22 protein-coding genes are annotated in these 23,447 nt (G+C 66.9%); 12 read left to right on the top strand and 10 right to left on the bottom strand.

Features of this window, described 5'->3' with window-relative positions; genetic code table 11:
* Positions 1-372: 372 nt before the first annotated feature.
* The 4 genes from E0H92_RS26695 to E0H92_RS26680 all read left to right on the top strand — a co-directional run bounded on the left by E0H92_RS26695 (position 373) and on the right by E0H92_RS26680 (position 3,605).
* Positions 373-1,311: a hypothetical protein gene (locus E0H92_RS26695; RefSeq protein ID WP_238173600.1), complete on the top strand. Its 939-nt coding sequence runs from the start codon at positions 373-375 to the stop codon at positions 1,309-1,311.
* 85 nt (positions 1,312-1,396) lie between these two features.
* Positions 1,397-2,128 (top strand): hypothetical protein, encoded by a 732-nt coding sequence (locus E0H92_RS26690; protein ID WP_131498074.1) that lies wholly within the window; start codon positions 1,397-1,399, stop codon positions 2,126-2,128.
* Between the two features lie 92 nt (positions 2,129-2,220).
* On the top strand, positions 2,221-3,141 hold the full coding sequence (locus E0H92_RS26685) for a hypothetical protein (RefSeq protein WP_238173599.1): 921 nt from the start codon (positions 2,221-2,223) through the stop codon (positions 3,139-3,141).
* A gap of 143 nt (positions 3,142-3,284) precedes the next feature.
* Positions 3,285-3,605, top strand: a complete 321-nt coding sequence (locus E0H92_RS26680) for an SIMPL domain-containing protein (protein WP_238173598.1) — start codon at positions 3,285-3,287, stop codon at positions 3,603-3,605.
* Here the strand turns inward: E0H92_RS26680 and E0H92_RS45220 are convergent.
* Together E0H92_RS45220 and E0H92_RS45215 are read right to left on the bottom strand one after the other, a co-directional pair.
* Positions 3,592-3,771, bottom strand: a complete 180-nt coding sequence (locus E0H92_RS45220; RefSeq protein ID WP_238173630.1) for a TraR/DksA family transcriptional regulator — start codon at positions 3,769-3,771, stop codon at positions 3,592-3,594. The genes E0H92_RS26680 and E0H92_RS45220 overlap by 14 nt on opposite strands.
* Before the next feature lie 101 nt (positions 3,772-3,872).
* On the bottom strand, positions 3,873-4,043 hold the full coding sequence (locus E0H92_RS45215; protein ID WP_238173636.1) for a hypothetical protein: 171 nt from the start codon (positions 4,041-4,043) through the stop codon (positions 3,873-3,875).
* Positions 4,044-4,107: 64 nt separating this feature from the next.
* Here E0H92_RS45215 and E0H92_RS26670 point away from each other — a divergent pair, with 64 nt between their 5' ends.
* Positions 4,108-4,638, top strand: a complete 531-nt coding sequence (locus tag E0H92_RS26670; RefSeq protein ID WP_131498071.1) for a hypothetical protein — start codon at positions 4,108-4,110, stop codon at positions 4,636-4,638.
* 117 nt (positions 4,639-4,755) lie between these two features.
* Here the strand turns inward: E0H92_RS26670 and E0H92_RS26665 are convergent, their stop codons facing one another.
* Positions 4,756-5,340: a TetR/AcrR family transcriptional regulator gene (locus E0H92_RS26665; protein ID WP_131498070.1), complete on the bottom strand. Its 585-nt coding sequence runs from the start codon at positions 5,338-5,340 to the stop codon at positions 4,756-4,758.
* Positions 5,341-5,401: 61 nt separating this feature from the next.
* Here E0H92_RS26665 and E0H92_RS26660 point away from each other — a divergent pair, with 61 nt between their 5' ends.
* From E0H92_RS26660 to E0H92_RS26645, 4 genes are all read left to right on the top strand, one after another.
* Positions 5,402-6,271 (top strand): alpha/beta fold hydrolase, encoded by an 870-nt coding sequence (locus E0H92_RS26660; RefSeq protein WP_131498069.1) that lies wholly within the window; start codon positions 5,402-5,404, stop codon positions 6,269-6,271.
* A 275-nt stretch (positions 6,272-6,546) separates the two neighbouring features.
* Positions 6,547-7,593 (top strand): hypothetical protein, encoded by a 1,047-nt coding sequence (locus E0H92_RS26655; RefSeq protein WP_131498068.1) that lies wholly within the window; start codon positions 6,547-6,549, stop codon positions 7,591-7,593.
* A gap of 145 nt (positions 7,594-7,738) precedes the next feature.
* Positions 7,739-8,743, top strand: a complete 1,005-nt coding sequence (locus E0H92_RS26650; protein WP_131498067.1) for a TerC family protein — start codon at positions 7,739-7,741, stop codon at positions 8,741-8,743.
* Positions 8,744-8,896: 153 nt separating this feature from the next.
* Entirely contained in the window at positions 8,897-9,286 is a 390-nt protein-coding gene (locus tag E0H92_RS26645) for a hypothetical protein (protein ID WP_131459561.1), read from the top strand.
* 32 nt (positions 9,287-9,318) lie between these two features.
* Here the strand turns inward: E0H92_RS26645 and E0H92_RS26640 are convergent, their stop codons facing one another.
* Positions 9,319-12,099, bottom strand: coding sequence for a heparinase II/III family protein (locus E0H92_RS26640; RefSeq protein ID WP_165550004.1), 2,781 nt, complete (start codon positions 12,097-12,099; stop codon positions 9,319-9,321).
* A 130-nt stretch (positions 12,100-12,229) separates the two neighbouring features.
* Between E0H92_RS26640 and E0H92_RS26635 the strand changes: the two genes are divergently transcribed.
* Together E0H92_RS26635 and E0H92_RS26630 are read left to right on the top strand one after the other, a co-directional pair.
* Positions 12,230-12,640: a hypothetical protein gene (locus E0H92_RS26635; protein WP_131459563.1), complete on the top strand. Its 411-nt coding sequence runs from the start codon at positions 12,230-12,232 to the stop codon at positions 12,638-12,640.
* Between the two features lie 133 nt (positions 12,641-12,773).
* Positions 12,774-15,998: an AfsR/SARP family transcriptional regulator gene (locus tag E0H92_RS26630; protein WP_238173597.1), complete on the top strand. Its 3,225-nt coding sequence runs from the start codon at positions 12,774-12,776 to the stop codon at positions 15,996-15,998.
* Positions 15,999-16,317: 319 nt separating this feature from the next.
* Here the strand turns inward: E0H92_RS26630 and E0H92_RS26625 are convergent, their stop codons facing one another.
* Positions 16,318-16,650 carry a hypothetical protein gene (locus E0H92_RS26625; RefSeq protein WP_131459564.1) on the bottom strand — a complete coding sequence of 111 codons (333 nt, stop codon included), beginning with the start codon at positions 16,648-16,650 and terminating at the stop codon, positions 16,318-16,320.
* A 23-nt stretch (positions 16,651-16,673) separates the two neighbouring features.
* Complete coding sequence (locus E0H92_RS26620; RefSeq protein ID WP_131498065.1) at positions 16,674-17,645, bottom strand: helix-turn-helix transcriptional regulator; 972 nt, start codon at positions 17,643-17,645, stop codon at positions 16,674-16,676.
* Positions 17,646-17,709: 64 nt separating this feature from the next.
* Here E0H92_RS26620 and E0H92_RS26615 point away from each other — a divergent pair, with 64 nt between their 5' ends.
* A complete protein-coding gene (locus E0H92_RS26615; RefSeq protein WP_131498064.1) occupies positions 17,710-18,438 on the top strand; it encodes a 4a-hydroxytetrahydrobiopterin dehydratase in 729 nt (242 codons plus the stop codon).
* On the opposite strand, the gene E0H92_RS26610 is transcribed toward E0H92_RS26615, so the two are convergent.
* From E0H92_RS26610 to E0H92_RS26595, 4 genes are read right to left on the bottom strand one after another with little or no spacing between them, the layout of a single operon-like run.
* Positions 18,435-19,754, bottom strand: coding sequence for an alpha-L-fucosidase (locus E0H92_RS26610; RefSeq protein ID WP_202873821.1), 1,320 nt, complete (start codon positions 19,752-19,754; stop codon positions 18,435-18,437). The two genes, E0H92_RS26615 and E0H92_RS26610, sit on opposite strands and share 4 nt — an antisense overlap.
* A gap of 12 nt (positions 19,755-19,766) precedes the next feature.
* Entirely contained in the window at positions 19,767-21,455 is a 1,689-nt protein-coding gene (locus E0H92_RS26605) for a type 2 periplasmic-binding domain-containing protein (RefSeq protein ID WP_131459568.1), read from the bottom strand.
* Positions 21,456-21,499: 44 nt separating this feature from the next.
* Positions 21,500-22,450, bottom strand: coding sequence for a carbohydrate ABC transporter permease (locus E0H92_RS26600; protein WP_238152458.1), 951 nt, complete (start codon positions 22,448-22,450; stop codon positions 21,500-21,502).
* Positions 22,447-23,439 carry an ABC transporter permease gene (locus tag E0H92_RS26595; protein ID WP_131498062.1) on the bottom strand — a complete coding sequence of 331 codons (993 nt, stop codon included), beginning with the start codon at positions 23,437-23,439 and terminating at the stop codon, positions 22,447-22,449. The genes E0H92_RS26600 and E0H92_RS26595 overlap by 4 nt, the downstream gene beginning before the upstream one ends.
* Positions 23,440-23,447 lie beyond the last annotated feature (8 nt).

Genomic DNA, 23,447 nt, shown 5'->3' with positions numbered 1-23,447 from the left:
GGTCTTGAGTCCTCGTCCAAGCCAACGTCGCGGCCGACGGCACCCTCGCGAATTCCTGCAGCTGAACGTCGACTGGCAAACGTCCGTCACCTCGGTCAGCGAACGGCGTCGGCGCTGAGGGATGGCTCCCGTCCGACTCGCCCATCACATCTGCGCGGCCTACGCACTCGCTCACGGCCGTCGGTGTTCGTCGCATACCTGGACTTGGCCCGATCGACCTGTTCCCGATCCTGTCGGACAAGAGCCGGCCATGGCCGATACGACAACCATCAGAGAACTCTCTCCCGGCGATCGAGCAACTTTCTGTCGCCGCTCGGTATCTAGTGATTGAGAGCGTCCTGTGTCGCCGAAGGGCGCGGGGAGGGCCGGGACATGAAGCGACGCATGGTGGGGTGGGTCGGGGGTGCTGGGCTGGCGGTCGCCGCGCTCGCGCCGGCCGCGGCCCAGGGCAGTGGGACGTCGGAGACGACCGGGCAGCGCGCTGCCGCGGCCTGCGCCATTTGGCAGGGTTCGGTCACCGCAGCCGGGCAGCACACGTCCTCGGACGTCACTGCGACCACGCCGCCGGCGGTTCTGGACAAGCGGACCATCAACGGCTCGTTCAGCCCCGGACAGATCCGGCTGAGCGCGCGCACCACGAACGAGCCGGACATCAGCGGCCCGAACCTCTACGGGTACGTCGTGATCGGTGACGCGCTCTACTGGAGCAACTACTTCATCGACGCCACTACCGGTCAGATCGACCCCAACCATCAGCACCTGCTGCGGCGAGTCGGTGGCGGCTGGACTCCGTTCACGATGCTGGAGACGTCGACGTACGAGACGCTCGACGGCGACTTCAGCCGGTCGGTCGCGTATGCGATGCGCGAGAACGGCGTGCTGTACCGCTGGAAGATCGTCAACGGCACCTGGGTGAGCAACGGCTCGTTCGCCGGGTTCGCCGCGGTCAAGTCGATGACGCTCATCGCCAGGACGGCGACGTACGACACCTTCCTCGCGAACACCCGCGGCGGCGGGCTGTACACGATCCGGATCCCGTCGTCGTTCCCGCTGCAGCCGGTCGTGAAACAGGTACGGACCCGCACCTGGCAGGGCTTCGAGGTGCTGTCGGCGATGGCCTGCGGCCGTAACAGCACGCTCCTGCTCGGCATCGACAAGGACACCAAGACGGGCTACCTGTACGCCGTCGGCCACGCGAACGGCCTGTCCACTCTCATCGAGTCCCGAGGGAAGGTGACCGGGACGTTCGACGATCCGGTGTACTTCCGTTGGGTCCCGATCGCTCCTTACGACGTCGCCAATGGCGACTAAGCCCGCAAGTCGATCGCCGTGGCGAGTGCGGCCGGCCTGGCGCTGACCGTCGGGCCGGACCGCGACCGCACCACCGACCGAAGACGTGGTGCTCAGCACGCCGAACATCTACCAGTCGCCTTTCGGCCTCGGCAGCACGCCGACCACGTTCTCGGAGACTCCGATGACGGGCGGCCGGACGGCCCGGGTCGGGAAGCTGGTCATCGGCGGGTACCTGTACGACAGCTCGGCCATCGTCCGTTCCGACGGTTCGCTGGTGCGGGGATCGAACGTGCTGAAGAAGTACGGCGGTGGCTGGAGCGGGAAGCGTTTCCTGGTCCAGGCGCGCTACAAAGCCTCGGCAGCGAGCAAGCCGTCGCGTACGACGCTGTACGCGCAGGACACGTCCGGCCGGTTCGGGCGCTGGACCGATCTCGGTACGGGCTTCCGCAACACCGGGTACGTCGGCGGACTCAGCACGATGAAGGCGTTCGCACTGATCGCCACGACGGCGACGTACGACCTGTTCCTGGTGAACAACCGGGCCGGCGGCCTGTACACGCTGAAGGTCCCGGCCACCAGCCCGCTCAAGCCGGTGGCGACGCCGGTCCGCACGACGAGCTGGCAGAGATTCGAGAAGATGACCGCGGCCCCGTGCGGAACCGGCTCGATCGTCCTCGCGCAGGACCACGACAACGGCAGCTACTACGTGTACGCCGTGGGCCACGCGAACGGCACCAGCACCGCGATCAGGAACCTCGGCAAGGTCACCCTCAACTGGGGCGACTTCGACCGCTTCCGCTTCGCCCCTGCCTACGACCCCCTCAACGGCGGCTGATTCCTGGGCGGCCGGCGTTGCGCAACTCCCACTCTGGTTCAAGGATCGAGGTAGGAGGGGGATCGACGCCGGCCGACTGAGGGGAGCGGGAGATGTGGCGACAAGCAACGAGTGTGGGAACTGGGGTCGTCCTGGCCCTGGCAGTGCTCACGCCGGCCGCAGAGGCGGTCCGCACGGACGCGGGAGCCACGACAGCGGCGTGCAACATCCAACTGGGGTCGGTCACGGCGGCCGGCGGCCATACCCAGACCACCGTGGTGGCGACCACGCCGCCGGTCGTGCTGAAGACGCTCACGACGCCTGCGGTGTACGGCGCCGGGAAGGCGCGGCTGTCGGACAGCTTCGCCAACGAGCAGACCGTCAACGTCAACCGGCACCGCTACGGCCTCGTCGTGATCGACCAGGTGCTGTACAGCTCGTCCTACCACATCAACGGTGCCGGTCAGATCGACACCACCAAGCCGCGGGACCTTGTCCGGATCGGATCCGGCTGGTCGCCGTACGGGACGTTGGAGAAGGCGCCGTACGCCCGGCTCGGTGGTGGTGTGGTCGAGCGGACGACGCACTACGCGATGCGGACCGACGGGACGCTGTTCCGCTGGAACGCCCGCTGGCAGCTCAGTGGGACGTTCTTCGGGTTCGCGTCAGTCAAGGCTCTGGCGCTGATCAGCAAGACGGCGACCTACGACACCTTCCTCGCCACCACGCGGGGTGGTCGGCTCTACACGATCCGGATCCCGCTGACGGTTCCGGCCCGCCCGGTCGTCACCGTGGTGCGGACGGCCACCTGGCAGCGGTTCGACGCGCTGGTCGCGAGCAGGTGCGGGCAGTACGGCACTCTGCTGCTGGCCATCGACCGGGACACGACGTCGGCGTTCATGTACGCGGTCGGGCACACGAACGGTACGGCGACCGTGATCAAAGGGCTCGGTCAGGCGCCGGCGAAGTTCGTCGATCCGATCTACTTCCGGTGGACACCCGGGCCGAGCTCCGATCAGCTGAACGGCGACTAGATCACGAGGTGGAGCGTGACCGGGGCGACGCCGACTTCGAGGCGTCATCGAAGTTCTGTAGCCAGTGGCACACTGCCGAGATGGACGCAGGGATAACAGTTGTGGGATCGGGGCAGGCCAGTGCGCCGCCCGATGTGTTGCGGATGTCGTTGGCGGTTGGATACCAGGCCGGCGACGTGGCGACCGCTGTCTCCGAGGTCCGGTTCGACGTCGGCGACAAGGCCGCGTTGTTGACGAAGGCTCGGGCGTTGGCCTTTCGGCAGGCGCGGGAGAAGGCCGAGGAGTTGGCCGAACTGGCCGGGCGCACCCTCGGCGCGGTCTCCGGGCTCTCGGAGACCTACGGCCATCACGGCTTCCATGAACAGGCCACGGGAGCCCGGGCCGGGTTCGAGTCCGAAATCCACATCACGCCCGGGGACACGAAACTCGAGGTCTCCCTTGAGGTTCACTTCACGTGGTCCTGAGCTGGGCACAGGTGATGCAGGTGCGGGCTGCGGGTCTGGCTTGTAGGCGGGGTGGCGGGATGGGTTGGGCGCAGTGTTCGCACGTGCCGTAGGTGCCGGCTGACAGTCGGTCGAATGCTGCCTCGATCTCCGCCAACTGCTTCTGGACCTGTTGCACAAGCGACATGACCTGGGATCTTTCGAAGGCGATCGTCGCGCCCTCGGGGTCGTGTTCGTCGTCGGCGTTGGAGTCTCGTGAGGCGGCGACCACCCCGTGAAAGTCGCCCCTCAGACTCGCCAGCCGCTGGAGCGCTTGTCGTCGTTGCGCCTCCAGCAGGTCGCGAGCTTCATCCACCTATCCATCGTGGCACTGTGCGTATCAACACCGACGATCGACAAGCCCTTCAGATAGCCGCGAATGACCCCGGCGTCGTCACAGTGAGTCAGAATTTCCGCCATACAACCTATATCCAATTGCACACAGTGAGCGCATACTCAGGGCACCTAGTGGTGGGGGGACCTGATGACAGACGAAGTTCAGCCTGGGGATGGTGGCCGGGCCGCCGAGCGCACGGGGCTCGAGAAGTTCCTGAAGGAAGCTGGGTGGGCGTCGTACGTCGTCACGCTCCTCGGCTCAACCACGCTGACGGGGTTCATCAGCAATGCGACGACGAGGCCAGGACGGGCCGGCCTCAGCGAATTCACGACGCTCGTCACGGCTGGGCTGGCTGCGCTGGCGTTGACGCTCGGCGTCGCGATCTTCGTCGCCGTCTATCAGCAGAGCGATCCGAAGCCGATCGGTTTCCCGCTGGCGGTTTTGGCGATCTGCTGCATCGGAGGCGGGACGCTGGCGGCAAACGTGGTCGGCTACATGACCGTCGGCTTCGACGAGCTGGAACGGGCGCTCAGCACTGGCCCCAGCGGGAATCCGGTGGTGACGGTTGCCGTCCTCCTGGGCGCCTTCATCGTTGCCTACGGGTGGATCGTTGCTGCTCAGGGCGCGGTGGTCGGCTACTTGCTGGGTCGATGGGCAGCGATTCTCGCGGCTGACTGAGCCCAGCCCGATGCCAGTGCTTCGAGGACCATGCGGGGCCTGTTGTTCGATGGTTCGGCGGCTGGCGCAGGTCTGCCGTTGGCGGCGTCATCGTGTGCCAGGAGCTGTCGAGGGTTCTTATCGGCGTGCTTTCCGTGCCAGTTGGCTGAGTGCATCGGCCACGACTGTGGTTGCGTCATCGATGCTCAGCCCTGCTGCCCGGAGGGCCCTGAAGGTGGCTGGGTGGATGAGGCCGGAGGTGGTCTTGGCGAGGACCGCGGAGTCGGTGCCGGCGAGAGCTTCGGCGTACAGCGGCTGGATGGACCGCCAGAAGTCAGCCTCCGCCTTTGCCAGTACCGGGCTCTCGGTGAGCTCGGCGCCGAGGAGGTCGAACCACTGCGCGGTCCGCTCGTAGAACGTGAACATCGCCGTGGCCAGCGCCCGGATACGGCCGGTGACAGATCTGGTGCCGGCGAAGATGCCCGGATCGGGGACCCGGATCTCGGCAGTCAGCCGGGCCACCACGGCCTGCAGGAGCACGTCGGGCGTGGCGAAATGGTTGGTGACCGTCGCCGGCGACACATCCGCCGCCCGGGCCACCGCGGTCATGGTCGTTGCCTGCACACCCCGCTCGGCGAACAGTTCGACCGCCGCGTCGACGACTCGCTCACGGGTTTGCGCGGCCAGCTTGGCCCGTTCCTGCATCGAGTAGGCCCGCGGCATCGACACACCAATCTTTTGGCTGAATGCTCGATTCAATGAAATTGTAGCATCGGGAGGGACGATGGCCCGTCACCCAGAACCGTCGGGCAGTACTGTGACCACGCGACTCGGGCCGCTGAACGTCCGGGTGACGGGCGACGGCCCACCCGCCCTGCTGTGGCACAGCCTGTTCGTGGACTCCACCACGTGGACCCGGCTCGAGCAGCCGCTGACGGCCGAGCGCCGACTGATCCTCATCGACGGGCCCTGCCACGGTACGAATCCTCGGATCACGCAGCCGTTCGGACTGCATGACTGTGTGGGCGTCGCGAGCGATGTCCTCGACCACTTCGGTGTCGACCGGCCGGTCGACTGGCTGGGCAACGCGTGGGGAGGCCATGTTGGCATCCTGTTCGCCGCCGCGCATCCCGACCGCTGCCGCAGCCTCATCGCGATCGGCGCACCAGTACACTCCCTGTCCCGCGCCGACCGACGGCAAACCGTGCTGCTTGCCGCGGTGTACCGAGCTGCCGGACCGCGGGTAGTGGTCAAACCTCTCGTCGATGCGCTGCTCGGGCCGCGCGCCCGGACCGAAGATCCCGAGGGCGCCGCGATCGTCGCCGACGCGTTCTCCCGGGCCGACCGTCGCAACATGTACAACGCGGTGCGGTGGCTCAGCCTCAGGCGGCCTGACCTGACCCCCGTGCTGGATCGCCTCGACACCCCCACGCTGCTCACCACCGGCGTCGACGATCCGATGTGGACCCTCCCCAACGCCAGCGCCGCCGCCACCCACCTGGCCCACGGCGCCCTGGCCACCCTGCCCGCCGCAGGCCACATCGGCCCACTCCTGCAGCACACGCCGACCACAGCCGAACTGATCACCACATTCTGGCGAGACCCCGAGCGCACCGTGGCATCTCACCGCGGCACCACCACATCACCCACGTAAGCCGACCGCCGCGCCCTGGTGGTGAATAACAAACGCCACAGGTCGCGGCATCTAGGTGAGCAAGGGGGACGTCATAACGGCGAACGTGGCGCGTGCTCGACCAACCACAGCCGATATCGCGGCCCGAAGAGACGCGAGGTCTGGGGCTCCCGCGAACGCTGTGCAGGAAGGGTAAGGACATGCTGCATGTTTCATCGACGCCGGCGCCACACCGCGGTGCACCAGAGCCACCACCGCCAACGGTGTTCACCGCTGGCCGGGTCGTCCGGCGAGTCATGGCGGTGCTTCTCACCGCGCTACTGGTCGGGCTGTTGCTCGCAGCGATGCCCTCGGCTCAGGCGGCACCGGATCCGAGGCTGACCATCACCGAAGTCAGCCTGGACCGCACCGCGGTTGCGGTCTCGGGGCTCAACACAGTGGCCGTGCAGGTTCGGGTCAAGGGCGGCTACGACTCCGCCGATCCGAACGACGCGAACCTGCCCCTGAATGTCTGGCTCCAACGGACGTCCGGCAGCGGCTTCCCGATCATCCTTTTGTCGACCGATCTGCCGCGGGTGTCCGGCACCACGCAGAACGGCGAATGGGCCGGGCCGGTGTACGTTCCGTCCACGGCCAACGGGAAATTCACCGTGATCGGCGTGACGACAGGGCCGCATGCCGTGTACGAGACCGGACCGATGCCGCCCGATCCGACGCCGGTCGCCGCGCCGCCGATCCTGACGGTGACCGGCTATCACCTGCCGAAGATCACCGCGAAGGTGACTCCGGCGATCGTGCCCTTCGGATCCGGTTTCAGCATCACCTGGGCGGTGATCGACTCGGCGACCGGAAAGCCTTACGCGACCCGGTTCCGGGTACTGGTGGGCGTCGACAGCCAGTGCGACCAGGACGTCGGTGGCGACCTTCCGCTCACCAGCCCGAGCGGGACCGTCGTGAAGACGTATCCGGCGTCGGCCGCGAACGCCCTCGTCTGCCTCCGGATCCCCGGCCGCGGAGGGGACATCGCCAGTCTGAAGTTCTTCGTCGCCCGGCCCGGGATCGTCTCGGCCGTGCCGTCCAAGACCAGCGCCCCGGTCGGCACGGTCGTGCCGGTCAACGGTTCGGTCGCCGGCGCCCCGCAAAGCTGCAAGGTCTGGCTGCAGCGGCTCTACGGTGCGACTCAATGGCGGTCGGTGAGCTCCGGTGCGGTCAGAGCAAGCGGGCGGTTCACGGTGAACGCGCAGCCGGCGTACAAGGGCCTTATCCCCTACCGGGCCTACTTCCCGACCTGCTACCACTACCAGGCGGGCCTCAGCAAGGTCTTCTACATCCGCGGCCTCTGACCCAGAGGTACGTGGTCGGCGTCTGGATGGCGCCAAGGTGAGCCAGTTGTTGATCGAGGCAACGGCTTGGATGACTGGCGAAAGAGGATGCAGCCGGTACGCTCGAGGCACGCCATGCCCGTTGCCTTGAACAACTGGAGACGCCGTGCTCGACATCGATGGCACGACCTGGGCTGTCACGATCGGATTGATCGTCGTACTGCTTGCCGCCGACCTGCTGATCGCCGCGCTGCGACCGCATCGCGTCGGATTCGGCGAAGCCGCCGCCTGGTCGGTTTTCTACGTGCTGGTCGCGGTCGCGTTCGGCGTCTGGTTCGCCGGCGCGCACGGCGGCGACTTCGGCGCGCAGTACTTCGCCGGCTACATCGTCGAGAAGAGCCTCTCGGTCGACAACCTGTTCGTGTTCGTGATCATCATGACCACGTTCGCCGTACCCGAGGAGCATCAGCACAAGGTGCTGACCTTCGGGATCGTGCTGGCCTTGATCATGCGCGCGATCTTCATCGCCGTGGGCGCCACGCTGCTGTCGCTGTTCTCCTTCATGTTCCTGATCTTCGGCCTGCTCCTGCTCTACACCGCGATCCAGCTCTTCCGGCACCGCAACGAAGACCCGGACGTCGAGAACAACGTGATCGTGAAGACGGCACGCCGAGTCCTGCCGATCAGTGAGGAGTACGTCGGGGGTCGCCTGACCGCTCGCGTCGACGGTCGGAAGGTCGTCACGCCGCTGTTCGTCGTACTCGTCGCCATCGGTGGCGTTGATCTGCTCTTCGCGCTGGACTCGATCCCCGCGGTGTTCGGCGTCACGTCCGAGGCCTACATCGTGTTCACCGCCAACGCCTTCGCGCTGCTGGGCCTGCGAGCGCTGTTCTTCCTGGTGAAGGGGCTACTGGACCGGCTGGTGTACCTGTCTGCCGGGCTGGCGATCATCCTCGCCTTCATCGGCGTGAAGCTGATCCTGCACTGGGGCCACGTCGACATCCACAAGAACATCCCCGAGGTGTCCACACCCGTCAGCCTCGGAGTGATCATCGGCATCCTGGCAATCGTCGTCATCGCAAGCCTCCTCAAGACCCGCAACGACCCCACAGCGAAAGCCCACGCCGGCTCACTACGCGGCCACAGCTCGGCGGACACATCGTCCGAGTAACCGCGGAAACCTCGCCGAAGTCCTGCGCTGCAGGAGCATCTGTGTGATGGGTTGGGTTCGCTGTGTGTATGAAGTCGACCGATTCGGCGCGGCACTTGCCAGCTGGTGATTCCCCCTGATACCTGGTTGAGCAGAGCCTCCGGGGAGCATCCAATGAGTTTGGCCAGTTCGCGCACGGTGTTCGTCATCGCGATCCGGCTTGCGCCCGGGCGGGAAGACGCGTGCGGTATCACGGCGGTGCGCTGGTGTCCCGACGGCGGGCGGTCCGAAGAGACCTCGGCGGCCGACCTCGGGCTCTGGCTGACGAAGGGCCGAACGCGCGCGTTCGTCAGGTGGCCGGACGGCCGGACAGGGCCCGAGTTGCGCGCCGTCCGCTGCCCGGACCTCTGCCTCGCGTGCGGCCCTGACGCGCAGGACGATCCGCTGCTCACGCTGCCACGCTTCGGTTCCCGGTGGCGTCGCGGCCGACCCCGCCGCCACGAGTCGCACATGCAACCACCAGCCGGCGTCCTCACCGCCACCTTCACGCTACGGTCCGGCTGACAGACCTGGGCCGCGGAACCGAGTCGTTCTGCTCAGGCGGGCGCGGCGGCGTAGACGGTCGACCCGCTGCGGGTGAAGTTGACCCGGGTGCCGTTCAGGAGGACCTGGGTTGCGTTCGGCGCGGTGATGGCGATCGCCTTGCCCGGGTCGGTGGCGGCGGTCAGGTTGTGGCCGTCGATGCGGATCGTGGAGCCGTCAGCGGAGTACGTGACCGCCACGTCCTTGACGGCTGTCGGCGACTTGAGCAGGACGGTCCCGGCGCGTTGGACCGTCGAGCCGTCGTACAACAGGATCGACTGGAGCTGCCCATTGGCAGTGTCCTTTGCGTAGAGCAGCGTCCCGTCGAAGGCGTATGTCCCGAAGGTGCGGGCGGACTTTGCGGTCCAGGACTTGTAGTACGTCGCCCTGCTGCCGTCGCCGGACCGGATGTCCAGTGCGGTCGCCAGATCCGGCGTCAGCGTTCCGACCGGCAGCCTGTTGATCCGGACGGCGCCGTCCGCCGCGGCCGGCGACGGAAGCAGCAAGGTGTCGAACGTCGTCTGGCCCGCGAGCTGCTTCACGTACGACGAGTACTTCGCGTCACTGACCCGGTAGAGCACCGGCGAGTAGTACCCGTTGCGCACCGAGGCAGTGAGCTTCGCCGGATCCGCGGGCACGACGGTGAGGTTCGCGCCCGACCCGAACGCCGTGGTCGCCGCCTTGGACGTGCTGTTCAGCGCGAGGTTCGCATCCGGCAGGAAGTGCCAGTTCTGTTCATAGCGATGGATAGCGGTGTCCCGCGGCTTGAGCAGGTCCGAGACCAGCCACCCGCCGGTGGGCAACGACAGAACAGACCTGGCATGCCAAGCACCTGTGGAGCCTTCGGTGTTGCCGCTGATCAGATCGAACGCCGGGTTGTCGACGAAATGGGTGACAGCGCCGGCAGCCGTGGAGTCCTGCGGCTTGTCGTCGATCTCGATGGTGTTCTGTGCCTCGGTGCTCTTCCGCAACCACATTGACCGGGCATCCGAGCTGTAGCTGAAGGTACCCGTGTGCGGCAGCAGTTCGCGGCCGTGCGCGTATGCGGTGAGCGACAGCTCGTCCGGATGGCTGTGCGGACCCCGGTCGAGGTTGTACCGCAGGTAGGAGTCGCCCGCACTCCAGCCCGACCGGCTGACGGCCACTCTAGTGTCCGGGTAGTGCGCAGAACGATGCGCCGGCTCGGTGCCGGCGGCGCCGGAGGTTCCGACGTACGTCAGCTCGGTGTCGCCGACCAGCTCCCCCAATCGGCGCAGGGTGGACCGCTGGTCCTCGCTGCCGCCGTCGCCGTAGTTCGCGCCGTACCCGTTCGGGAGCGTCTGGTCCATCACGAAGTGGCCGAGCTTGCGGAGCTTGTCCTTCGCCGGGAAAGCGATGCCGTGCGCCTCCATGAACTCCACGATGTCGACGTACTGCGAGACGTAGGCGCGGGTGTAGGAGCTGGTGGCCTCCTTGTACCCGCCATCGGCGTACGTCGAGTCGGTGAGCTGCTGGGCGAGATAGTCCGTGGCGTTGTCGCGGGCGCTTCGCGCGGCGGTGAACTCCGGCAGGTAGACGGCGGCGCGGAGCAGGGCGAGCTTCTGGGTCTGCATCCAGTTCGGGCTGGCGTTGACGTTCTCCCGCAGGAAGAGGCCCGACCGGTACATGGTCTTCAGGATCCGGAAGTTCTCGTCGGCGTCCAGCGAGGGGCTGGTGCGCAGGACCTCGTATGCCGCTGCCCAGTTCTCCAGCCGCCGTGCGGTGTCGAGGCTGCGTGGGTACGAGCCTGCGCCGTACGGCGAGTTGTACCCGTCCGCATCGCTGATGAAGTCCGTCATCAGGCCGATCAGTGCGTCGGCGTACCTCTCGTCGTGAGAGCTGCCGTACGCCCGCGCAAGCGGTCCGGCGAAGTAGAAGCGGGTCAGCTGCCAGTTGTACTCGTTGTCGGCACCGGTCGGCGGCGTCCAGGAGAAGCCTCCCGGGTCGCCCTGCCACGACAGCGTGTTCTGCACGGTGTTGTTCCACGTCCTGGTGCTCTCGCCGAACACCTCGGCGTTGCTGAACACCATGACGTCCTTGGCCGCGTCCGCACGCCCAGTCAGGGACAGCTCCGCCTTCTGTACGCCGGAGGTGCCGCGCAGATCGAACTGGAGATAGGCCTTCCGGGTCTCGGCGGTGAACGGTCCGTTGCCCTGGTCCCGTACCTGCAACGGGTACTTGCTGCCGTACGCCGTACCCGCCTCACCGCCTGCCTTGATGTAGGTGTCCGCGGTCGGGCTGAGCGTGCGTACGGATCCGTCGTTCAGGGTCAACCGCAAGGCAGGCTTCCCCGAGCCGTTCTCCCGGCTGTTCACGTACGCCGTGACCGGCTCCTTGATCCGGCTCATCAGGAGAAACCCCGCGGTACTGCCCGCCACCGCGGCGGTGACGTCGACCGTGACCGTCGATACCTGCGTGCCGAATCGAACGGTGGCCCGGTAGACCTCGCCAGTGCCGAGGGTCCAGATGTGGTCCGGCGTCAGTGCGAGCGCCCCAGGCCAGTCCGAATGCGTGAACTTGCCGGCGTCGTTGGCCGGACGCATGCGGTAGTACGTGAGGAGCTCGCGCTTGGCCCGCGGGTAGTCCTTCGCGTCGACGGCCGCTTTGACACCTTTGAGCCCGGCCACGCCCGCGTAGTCGAGGAGCCCGAAGAACTCGGAGTCGGACGGATTCCCCGTATCCGACTCGGCGGACCCCACCCAGGGCCCAAGCACACCGACGAGCAGCACCACCGAGGTGATCGCCGCGAGAACCCCCGCACGCGCGTTCCTTTGCATGGCACCGGAGCGTAGAGACAGCGAGGACCACCGGGAGCCGCCCGGAAAGCAAGCAGAAAGCGGTCGGAAAGTAGCCGTGGCTAGCGTCGGGGGCTCGCGATGACAACTCATGACAAGGAGCGTTTTCACTATGCGCACCCTGAGCACCAGGCTCAAGGCGATTCTCGGCGTGCTGGCTCTGACCACCACGGCGTTCGTGGCCGTCGGCGTCACCCACCCGGGCAAGGCCCAGGCCGCGGAGTGTATCGACGGCGGCAACTACCAGGACGTCACGCTGCCGAGCGGCAGCCTCCGGTTCCCTGCCAGCGGCTACCTCAAAACGAGCAGCAGATGCCAGGACATCAACCTGAAGGGGAACCCCTGGTACGACCAGAACGTGCGTGCCATCAAGGTGTGCTTCAAGACCGCCGGCTGCCAGGGCCACTGGACGAACGTCCGAGGGTCCGACTGGTACGAGATCGCGACCAACGTGAAGGACAACACCGAGTATTACTTCAAGTTCTACAGCTACGGAAAGTGGTACGGCGTCGTCGCCGACTGACCTCCACCGCGCGAGAACTCCCGGAGATGGTCACCGCCCGGACCAGGAGGGGTGGTACCGGGCGAGGTGAGAGACGCCACTTGCGGGGTCGAGGGACCTCTTCATCACCGATGATGGGGGCTCGACTCCGGAGGTGGGCTTGCGTTTCGAGGTGCTCGGGGCGGTTCAGGCCGTCGTCGACGGTCAGGGGGTACGTCCGGTCTCGGAGCTGCGTCGGCGGCTGCTCGCCGTGCTGCTGGTCAGGGCCAACCGATCGGTTGCCGTCGACACCCTGGTGGAAGCCTTGTGGGGACCGGACGCACCGCAGCGACCCGGCAGCAATCTCCAGCTCCATGTGCACCGGCTGCGACAGGTGCTCGACCGTCCCGATCGCCTGCGCGGTGTGTCCGGCGGCTACCTTCTGGACGTCGCCCCGGATGAACTGGACGCTCTTGTCTTCGCAGATCGGCACTCCACGGGGCGCGCCGCCGCGGAGTCCGGCGAGCTGGACCGGGCCGCGACGACCTTCCGGGAGGCACTGGAGCTCTGGCGAGGCACGCCGTACGCCGATGTCGACGAGGCTCAGGTGGTGGGTCCGGAGGCGCGGCGGCTCGCCGAGGCCAGGCTGGTTGCCTGCGAGGAGCTGTACGACGCCGAGCTCGGACGTGGCCGGGCGCGGGAGATCGTGCCGGAGCTGACCGACCTCGTCGCCGGGTATCCGCTGCGGGAACGGCTCACCGGCCAGCTCATGCTCGCGTTGTACCGGTCGGGCCGGCAGTCGAAAGCCGAGGCGACGTACCGGGCCGCACACCGGCGACTCGCCCGCGACCTCAAGACCCAGCCCGGACGTGAGCTCCGCGAGCTGTACGCGTCGATCCGATCGGAAGACCCGAGCCTGGACGACCCGAAACCGGCGCGGGTCGCCGTGGCGACACCGGTCAGTGCGCCGAAACCCGCACAGCTTCCGCCGGCGCCCGGTGCGTTCTTCGGTCGCGCAGCCGAACGGGACGAGCTGGATCAGGCCGGAGATGCCGGCGGCCTGGTGGTGATCGCCGGCATGGCGGGTGTTGGGAAGACCGGGCTGGCAGTTCACTACGCACAGCAGGTCGTCGACCGGTACGGCGACGGCCAGCTCTATCTCGACCTGCGCGGGCATTCCTCGGTCCCTGCTCTCGAGCCGCTCGAGGCGTTGGGACATCTGCTGCGTGGATTGGGCGCGGATCCGAGCCGGGTCCCCGGCTCGGTCGAGGAGGCCACCGCCGAGTACCGATCCCTGATCGCCGGCCGGAAGATCCTTGTCCTGCTGGACAACGCGAGATCGGCCGAGCAGGTCCGTCCGTTGCTGCCGGCAACTCCCGGCTGCCTGACCTTGATCACCAGCCGGCACCGGCTGTCCGGACTCGTCGCCCGGGAGGGCGCGGAGCGGATCAGCCTGGGCACACTCGAACCCGAGGCTGCTCGCGCCGTCCTGGGCCGTCTGATCGGCAGGGAGCGAGCGACGGCCGAAGCCGAGCACGTCGCGGCCTTGGCACAGGTCTGCGCCGGCCTCCCCCTCGCGCTGCGGATCGCGGGCGCGCAGTTGGCCGACGAGCCGCGTCGCTCCGTGGCCGATTACGTCTCTGAACTCCACGATCAGGGCCTGACCGTCCTTGCTCTGGACGACGACGAGGAGTCCGCTGTCGCTGCGGCGTTCGACCTGTCCTACCAGCACCTCGAGCCCGGCGTACGACGGTTGTTCCGGTTGGCCGGACTGATTCCGGGCATCGACTTCACCGTCGACGCGCTCGCGTCCCTCGGCGGTACAACGATCACCGACGCGCGCACCGCCGTACGCGCGCTGTCCAACGCGCACCTGCTGGAGCAGCATGCACCAGGCCGGTTCCGATTCCATGACCTGGTGCGGGACTACGCGAAACAGCGTGCCCACGCGGATTCGGACGCGGATCGCGCGGACGCTCTGAACCGGCTCTGCACCTGGTACTACCTCGGCAAGGAGGCAGCGGCAGGGTTCCTGATCTCCTGGCGTCTCCAGGCGCCGCTCCCGCCGCTGCCCGACGTACCGCAGGTCAGCCTGTCGTCCGAACGCGAGGCGGTCGCCTGGCTGAAGGCCGAGTTCGACAACATCGCCGCGGCGATCCGGATGTGCGCGGACAACGGCCCGGCCCACTGGTGCTGGCATCTTGCGGTCGGCGTGATCGCGGACATGGAGCGGCGCGGACACATCCGCGAGGTGCTGTCGATCTTCGAGATCGTGGTCGCGACGGCGCGGGCGGCAGCCGACCAGCAGGCCATCGCTCTCGCCCTTGGCGAGACCGGCGGTCTGTGGAGTTCTCTGGGCCGGCCGATGCCGGGCGAACTGATCGGCGAAATGCTCACCGCCGCCGAGAACTCCGGCGACGCGGTCGTCGCAGGTTATGCGCGGTACATCGCTGGAGTCGTCCACCTGCGCAGCGACGACGCGGCAGCCGCAATCGAGTACCTGTCGCAGGCCAGGGACCGTCAGGAGCGGGCGGGCGACGCAACGGGACTGACGCTGACGCTCCTCCACCTCGGCAACGCGGCATTCGCACAGGGCGACCTCCATGGTTCGCTCCGCGCGTACGAGCGAATGGTCGAGACGTCTGGTGAGCGGACGCCGTCGCTGACCCTCGCCGGGCTGCTGAACGTCTGCCACGCCCGGATCACCATCGGCCAGGTGGAGGGGATCGACAGCCTCTTCGCACACGGTGAGCGATTGATCGAGCAGGTCCAGGACGGGGCCCGGCGCTGCGTCCTGGAGTACATGCGGGCCAGTTGGTACCGCGACTCAGGTCGTGTGGACGAGGCGATCAGCCTGCTCACCGCGGCCGCCCGGCGTGCGGAGGAGCTCGACCTGCTGCGGGTGCAGATCCACATCTGCAACGAACTGGGAATCTCGTACCTCGTGCTCGGGGACCACGCCGCAGCGAGGGATGAACTCGAGCAGTCGTTGGCGATGACCGCGTCGGGCCTGCTCCGCGAGTACCGCGCGCACGCGCTCCGCGGACTGGCCCTCCTCGCGCTCGCCGAGTCGTCGTTCGCGACCGCGGAGTCGCTGGCCCGCGAAGCGATCCGCGTCGCCGCCGGCGCGGATCGGCTGCAGGAGGGTGACGCGTTCACCGTCCTCGCCCGCGCCCAACTGGCCCTCGGCGACACCGCCGCATCCATCGAATCCGGCACGCAGGCGCTGACCATCCACCAGGAAACCAGCTCCTGTCTCGGTACGGCGCGCGCTCACCATGTACTGGGAGAGGCCCAGTCCGACAAGCACCACCTCACCGAGGCACTCACCCGCTTCGAGAGCGTCGGCTCCCCCGAAGCCACCGACGTACGCCGCCTGCTGGCCGCGCCAACCGCCTGAGGAACCGGGCTCAACCGCCCCGGCCTGCGGGCACCTCGTACCACAGGTGGGTCCGACGGCGACTCACAGCTCGACCCGCCAACCTGCGGCTCTTGTGCTGTCCGTGTGGGTGCGGTCTGGGTGGCCCGCGCGATCTGTCGTCCGGCAGGGCAGGATCGCTGCTCGGCATCGGCGCAGTACCCCAAGTGCGGGGAAACAAAGGTGCACGGAGCGACCATTTCTCTCCCCACCAGCCGACGCCTGACGTGCTTGCCGAGTCGGACCGGCCGTCGCGTCCTGACACACACCACGGAGGGCGCGACGGCCGGCGATCAGGGGGTTAAGAGCGGGTGAGCGAGAAGTCGTCGGCTCGGATCCAGTTGTTGGCGTTGGCGTCGGAGTAGATGCCGAGCTCGATGTGGCCGGTCGTTACGGTGAGGGCGGGGATGGATTGCCATAGCCGGGCCTTGTACGCGGCCGCGTTCCAGTGCTGCGCGCCCGCGGCCGCCGGACGATCGGCATCATCACCGGCCCGGTCGACACCCCCGGCGGAGTCGACCGGCTGGCCGGCTATCACGATGTGGTCGGTACGCCGGACGCGCGCCTGATCGCGCACGGCGACTACACCCAGGCCTCCGGCGCCGCGGCCATGGAAGAACACCGAGCTCATCATCCGCGACTCCGTCTGACGCCGGCTCACCATTTCGGGGTGTGGGTGGCGATCAGGCGGTGGCCGATGCGGACCAGTTCGGCGCGGACGGAGGCCGGTTCGAGGACTTGTACGCCGTCGCCGAGGTAGATCAGCTCGCAGGCCGCCTCGCGGACCGAGCTGAAGGTTGCCGTGAACCGGCGGGCCGGTCCGGTGTCGGTGTCGATCGGCCGGGGCTGGGCGTCCTCCGGAAGCACCGAGGTGACGCGACCGAGATCCTCCGGGCGAACCTGGAACACCACCTCGACGCGGTTGTACCAGCACGGGACATGGCGGCGATTGACGTCCTCCCAGGCCCGGACGAGGTCGAAGTCGTCGGGCCGTTCGACGGCTTTGGTGGTGGCTTCGGCGTTCACGATCCTGGAGACGCGAAACGTCCGCAGACCCGTGTCCGCGCCGGCGACAAGATGCCAGATACCGCTCTTGGACACCAAGCCGTACGGATGGACGCGGTGCACCGTCGCATCGACTCCCGGTGGGGCGTAGGTGAGGTCCACCTGGACTCCGGCGATGACGGCGTCCCGCAACGGCACCAGCGTGGCAGGCGCCGGTTGTGCGGTCCCGCCCCAGCGCGTGGGGTCGATGTGGATGGCCTGCCGGGTTCGGTCGGCCTGCTCGCGCGTGTCCGCCGGGAGCGCCGCGAGCAGCTTGCGGACCGCCGAGGTGACCCCCTGTTCCAGCCCGAGGCCGGCCAGCAGCTCCGGCCCGGTCACCAGGAACAGTGCCTGCGCTTCCTGCGCGGTGAGCGCCGACAGATTGATCGCAGGTCCGTCGAGCAATGCCCAACCACCTCCGCGACCGCGTTCGGAATACAGCGGCAGGCCGGACAGCAGCAACGCGTCCAGGTCACGCCGGATCGTCCGCTCGGACACATCGAGGCGTCGCGCCAGCTCGGGCGCGGTCAGCTTTCGGTGCGCTTGCAGCAGCAGCGCGATGGTCACCAGACGCTCGGCGCGCATCTTGCAAAATTAGCAGGAAAACAGGACATACGGCTGGCCGGTATTGTTGCGTACGGTCGCACCCATGACCACACAAGTGCTGACCGGCCAGCAGATCGCCGCTGCGGAACTCGACGGTTGGACCCTGCTGCTGTCGTTCGGGCAGGGCGGCCTGGAAACGCGCATCCACACCGAGAACTTCACTCAAGGGCTGCGGATCGTCGAGTCGATCGGGAAGGCTGCCGAGGAGCTCGGCCACCACGCCGACCTTGATCTGCGGGCCTTTCAGGTCGATGTCCGGCTGTCCAGCCGCGACGGCGGCGGCGTGACCGAAACCGACGTGACGCTGGCTCGTCAGGTCACCGACATCGTCGCGGCCGCGGGTGCCGAACTCGAATGCGGCAGCCTCACCCATATCGAACTCGGCCTGGACACGCCGGCCTACGCCAAGATCGCGCCGTTCTGGGCGGCCGTGTTCAACTCCGAGCATGTCATCGGCACCGAGGCCTGGGGCGACGTCGGTGACCCCCGCGGAGGACTGCCGATGATCTGGTTCCGGACCGCGGAGGCACGATCGGAACAGCGCGTCTGGCATCCCCACCTGTGGGTCGACCCGGCTCAGGTGCGGCCACGGATCGACGCGGCGTTGGCCGTCGGCGGCACCCTGGTCAGCGACCAGGGCGCGCCGTCGGTCTGGGTGCTGTCCGACCCCGACGGAAACCTCCTCTACCTGAACACCTGGCAGCCCGGCGACAGCTCCCTGTGCGATTCGCAGTACCGCCCCGGAGGCTCCAACTGGATCGACCGCAGCTAAATCTCGACAGCCAGACAGTTCGCGACGGCCACCGGAGCGGTCTCGGGCAGCCGGACGACCAAGACGCCTTCGGCCTGCTCGAAGGCGACCGGACCATGACCGAGCAGTCGTACTCCTGTCACTGATTCGTCCAGGAAGCTGCGGATCACGGCACGGCCGTCGGCGGGCCAGGCGAGCTGGAATGCGTAGACGGTGTTGTCCCGACGGGTGAAGCGGAAGTCGGAACTCGTCCACCGCACCCGGTCCTCGGTGAAGCCCTTGATCAGCACACTCGACGGTCCCTCGCCGAACACCCGGAAGGGCCGCGTGCCGTAGATGCCCTCGCCGCACACCGAGGTCCAGGCACCCAGCTCATCCAGGATGTGCGCGCATTCGGCGTCGATCGTGCCGTCCGGCAGCTGCGGCACATTGAGCAGGAGATTGCCGTTCTTGGACACGATGTCGACGAGCAACTCGACGACGTGGCCGGCCGTCTTGTAGACGTCGCGAACGTTGTAGAACCAGTCCCCGACCGAGGTATCGGTCTGCCACGGCGTGGGATGGATCCCGGGCGTCTGGCTGCGCTCGATGTCCATCAGCCCGACCGCGCTCACCTCGGGGCTCCGGTCCTTCTGCTGGTACACGGCCCGGTTCGTCCCGTGGATCCGCGCGCTGGTGTTGTACAGGTGGCTGACAGCCTGCAGCCCCGGCGCGTACGTCGCCTCGCCGAACGGCAACGGACCGTCGGAGTAGAGCAGATCCGGCTCGTACCGGTCGATCATCTCCGTGACCGCCTCGAGCCAGTACGCGTGCCAGCCGGGATCATCGGTGTACCACGGATCCGGTACGACACCGCCCTCGGTTGCCTTCATCCAAGTGAACGAGGCGCCGAGGTGCTCGGTGAGGCCGAACGGCAGACCGCGCTCCTCGGCGGCGGCCTTCCAGAGGCCGACGATGTCCTTGCCGGGACCGACCTTCACCGAGTTCCAGGGGTTCACGCTCGAGTCGTAGTTGAAGAAGTTGTCGTGATGCACGGCTTGCGCGACGAAGTAGCGGGCACCGGCCGCCGCGAAGCGGTCCATCAGGTCGTGCGGGTCGAACTTCTCGGCCTTCCACAGCGGTACGACGTCGTTCCAGCCGACCTCGGACGGGTGACCGTAGGTCCGCAGGTGATAGCGGTACTGATCGCTGCCCTCCCGGTACATGTTGCGCGCGTACCAGTCGCCGTACCGCGGCACCGATTGCGGACCCCAGTGCGACCAGATCCCGAGCTTCGCGTCCCGGAACCAGTCAGGGCATTCGAACGTGGTCAGGGACTCGAAGGTCGGTTCGAACATTGGTCGCTCCATCTACTTGTTGGGAACCTTGTCGTACGCGGTCTGCTGGATCTCCAGGTAGCGCTTGAGACCGAGGCCGTCGAGACCCTTGACGTAGCTGTCCCAGTCCGAGTCGAGGTTCTTGGACCCGGTGATGAACTGCAGGGCGTTCTGCTGCACGAAGTTCTCGATGTTGGTCTGCAGCGTCGCGACCTCGGTGGCCTGGGCCGGCTCGATCCACACCTTCCAGAACGGGTAGATCTGGGCCTTGTCCTCGTGGCCGGCATACAGCTTGGTCGCCTCGAACAGCTTCCGCTCGTACCCCGCCTGGGAGTAGATGTCCGTGCCGATGGCCTCGGAGTTCCGGAACTGGGCAGTGTTGTTGTACTGCGCGAGCGCCTGCCAGGCTGTGTTCCGCGGTGGCGTGCCGGGCTTCTGCGGGATCTGCTTGAACACGGGCTTCAGCGACTTGTCGAGCGCGACGTCGCCGGCGGCCGGCTTGGTCCAGCCCTTGCCTTCCAGCCCGAACTGGCCGTTGATCTGGCCCTCGTCGGTGAAGATGTAGTCCAGCAGCTTGATCGCCGCGATCTGCTGCTCGGGCGTCGCCTTGTTCGTCAGCACGAAGGTGCCGCCCGGCACGCTCGGGAAGCTGTAACCGGCGAAGTTCGCGCCCTGAGGTCCGGTCAGTGGCGGTACGGCGTCGTACTGCTTGTCCCTGCCGTCCGCCGAACCGGTGTTGACGAACTGACCCGGGTGCAGCACGGTCGAGGAACCGAGGACGACCGAGCCGCTGTGGTTGCCCTGCTGCAAGAGTGCATCCCCGTTCTGGGTGAAGGCGCCCTTGTCGATCAGGCCTTCCTTGTAGAGCGAGTTCAGGTACCGCAGGCCTTCACGCCACCCGTCCTTGTTCGCCTGGAGGTCGACCTTCCCGTTGTTCAGCACCAGCGTCGAGGCGTTGTTGGTGCCGGAACCTTGCGGGTTGTAGATGAAGGCGTTCATGAAGTACGGGAGCATGCTGTTGCCGACCGACGAGCTGAGCGGGATCTCGTCGGCCTTGCCGTTGCCGTTGGGGTCCTGGGTCTTGAACGCCTCCAGCACCTTGCGCATGTCCTCGGTCGTCTTCGGCTGCTGCAGCCCGAGCTTCTTCAGCCACGCCGAGTTCATCCAGAGCTTGCCCTGGTACGAGCAGTGGAAGCAGTCCACCCATTGCGGCATACCGTAGATCTTGCCGTCCGGCGCCGTCGCCATCGCCTTCCACTCCGGAGTGGCATCCAGAGCCTTCTTGATGTTCGGCGCGTACTGGTCGATCAACTGGTTCAGCGGCAGGACGACACCCTGGTTGCCGAGCTTGAGCAGCTCGACCGTGCTGAACTGGTCGACCCACGGGATCAGCAGGTACAACGCGGGATAGTCACCGCTGGCCAGCGAGATCTGCCGCTTCTCCTTGGCCGGTCCACCGTCGAACGTCGTGGTCTGCCACTTGATGGTCAGGTTGAACTTGTCCTTCACCAGCTTGGTGAAGTCGTTCGTGGCCAGGTTCCAGTCGGCCGCTTGCGGGGCGAAGACGCTCAACGTGGTCGCGGGATTCCCGGTGATCGTCGGCAACGGCTTGCTCGCCGGGTCGTCGTTCGATCCGCTGCCGGAGCAGGCCACGAGAGCGAGTGCCAGGAGGCTGGTGCCGACGATCGCGGCACGCCTCCGCGTACTGAGTTTTCCAGACATGACGTCCCTCACAGGGTTGAGGTGATACGGAGGTGGTACCGGGATCAGCCCTTGACGGCGCCGATCAGGATTCCCTTGGTGAAGTAGCGGGCGACGAACGGGTAGATGAGCAGCACCGGCACGCTGGCGACCACGATCAGCGAGTACTTGAGCAGATCGGCGAGTTCCCGGCGCTGGATCACGACGGAGGCGTCGACCGCCCCGCCGCCGGTGGTGTTCAGGATGAGGATGTTGCGCAGGACGAGCTGCAACGGGAACAGGTCCGGGTTCTTCAGGTAGATCAGGGCGTCGAAGTACGAGTTCCACTGCATGATCGCGTACATCAGCGCGACCACCGCGATCATTGGCTTGGCCAACGGGATGACCACCGACCACAGGAACCTGAGGTCGCCGCAGCCGTCCAGCTGGGAGGCCTCGACCAGTTCGTCGGGGATCGCCGTACGGAAGTAGGTGCGGGCGATGATGACCTGCCAGACACCGATCGCCTGCGGGATGATGAGCGCCCACCGGGTGTCCAGCAGACCGGCCGACTGCACCACCAGGTACGTCGGGATCAGGCCGCCGGTGAACAGCATCGTGAACAGGATCAGCGTCATCACGACATTGCGGCCGACGAGCGTCCGGCGCGACAGCGGGTACGCGATCGCGATCGTCATGGTGACGCTGACGATCGTGCCGACCACCGTGTAGAACAACGAGTTCAGGTACCCCTGGACGATCTGCGGATTCTCGAAGACCGCGTGGTATCCGCGCAACGAGAACTCCACCGGCCAGAACAGCACCCGCCCCGACGACACCGCCGCGGGACTGCTGAACGAGCTGGCCAGAACGTACAGCAGCGGCAGCAGCACCACCGCGAAGAACACCACCAGCAGCAGGTACACGCAGAACAAGAAGATTCGGTCCGTGCGCGGCTCGCGGATCCGGCGTGCGCGCGCCGCCCGCCGCTCGGCCCTCTTGCCCGGCATCGTTCTGGTTTCGCTCTGGACGCTCATGACCACAATCCGTTCCCGGTGACCCGTTTGGCGATCGTGTTGACCATCAGCAGCAGGACCAGGTTGATCACCGAGTTGAAAAGCCCGATGGCGGTCGCCCCGCTGAAGTCGGCGTTCAGCAGACCGGTCTTGTAGACGTACGTCGCGATGATCTCCGACTCGCTCAGGTTGAGCGGGTTCTGCAGCAGGAAGGCCTTCTCGAAGCCGATGGCCATGATGTTGCCGACAGCAAGAACGAGGATGATCACCGCGGTCGGCATGATGCCCGGCAGGTCCACGTGCCGGATCCGCTGCAACCGGGTGGCGCCGTCGATCCTGGCCGACTCGTGCAGCGCCGGGTCGATCCCGGACAGCGCGGCCAGATAGATCACCGCGGAGTACCCGGTGGTCTGCCACACGTCCGACCAGACGTAGATGTGCCGGAAGTAGTCGGGGTTCCCGAGGAAGTCGATCCCCGGGACGCCGAAGAACCCCAGACCTTCGTTGACGATGCCGAGCCGCGGCGACAGCACCAGGATCGTCATCGAGACCACGACCACGGTGGAGATGAAGTACGGCGCGTACGTGACCAGCTGCACGGTCCTCTTGAACAGACCGGTGCGGATCTCGTTCAGCGCCAAGGCGAGGATGATCGCGATCGGGAAGCTGGCCGCGACGGTGTAGACCGACAGCAGGAACGTGTTCTTCACCAGGGTCCAGAACACCGGGTTGTGGAAGAACAGCTCGAAGTTCTGCCAGCCGGCCCAAGGGCTTCCCCAGATGCCCTTGGTCACGTTGAAACTCTTGAATGCCAGAACCGCGTTCGACATCGGGATGTATTTGAAGACGGCGAACCAGATCAGCGGCACGACCATCAGCAGGTACATCGTCCAGTGCCGTCGAAGGCTACGCCGCAAGCCTTTGATTCCGGGGCGCTCCCGCCGGCGCCGTCTCTTCGGCCGGTTCGGCAGCTCACCCGCGGGCGGTCGGACTGTTGTCAGCGTTGCCATGGAACCTC

Source organism: Kribbella speibonae (genome assembly GCF_004331375.1).
Taxonomy (GTDB): domain Bacteria; phylum Actinomycetota; class Actinomycetes; order Propionibacteriales; family Kribbellaceae; genus Kribbella; species Kribbella sindirgiensis.
Note: the sequence above shows the minus strand (reverse complement) of the source record. Positions and strands in the feature narration are given on the sequence as shown.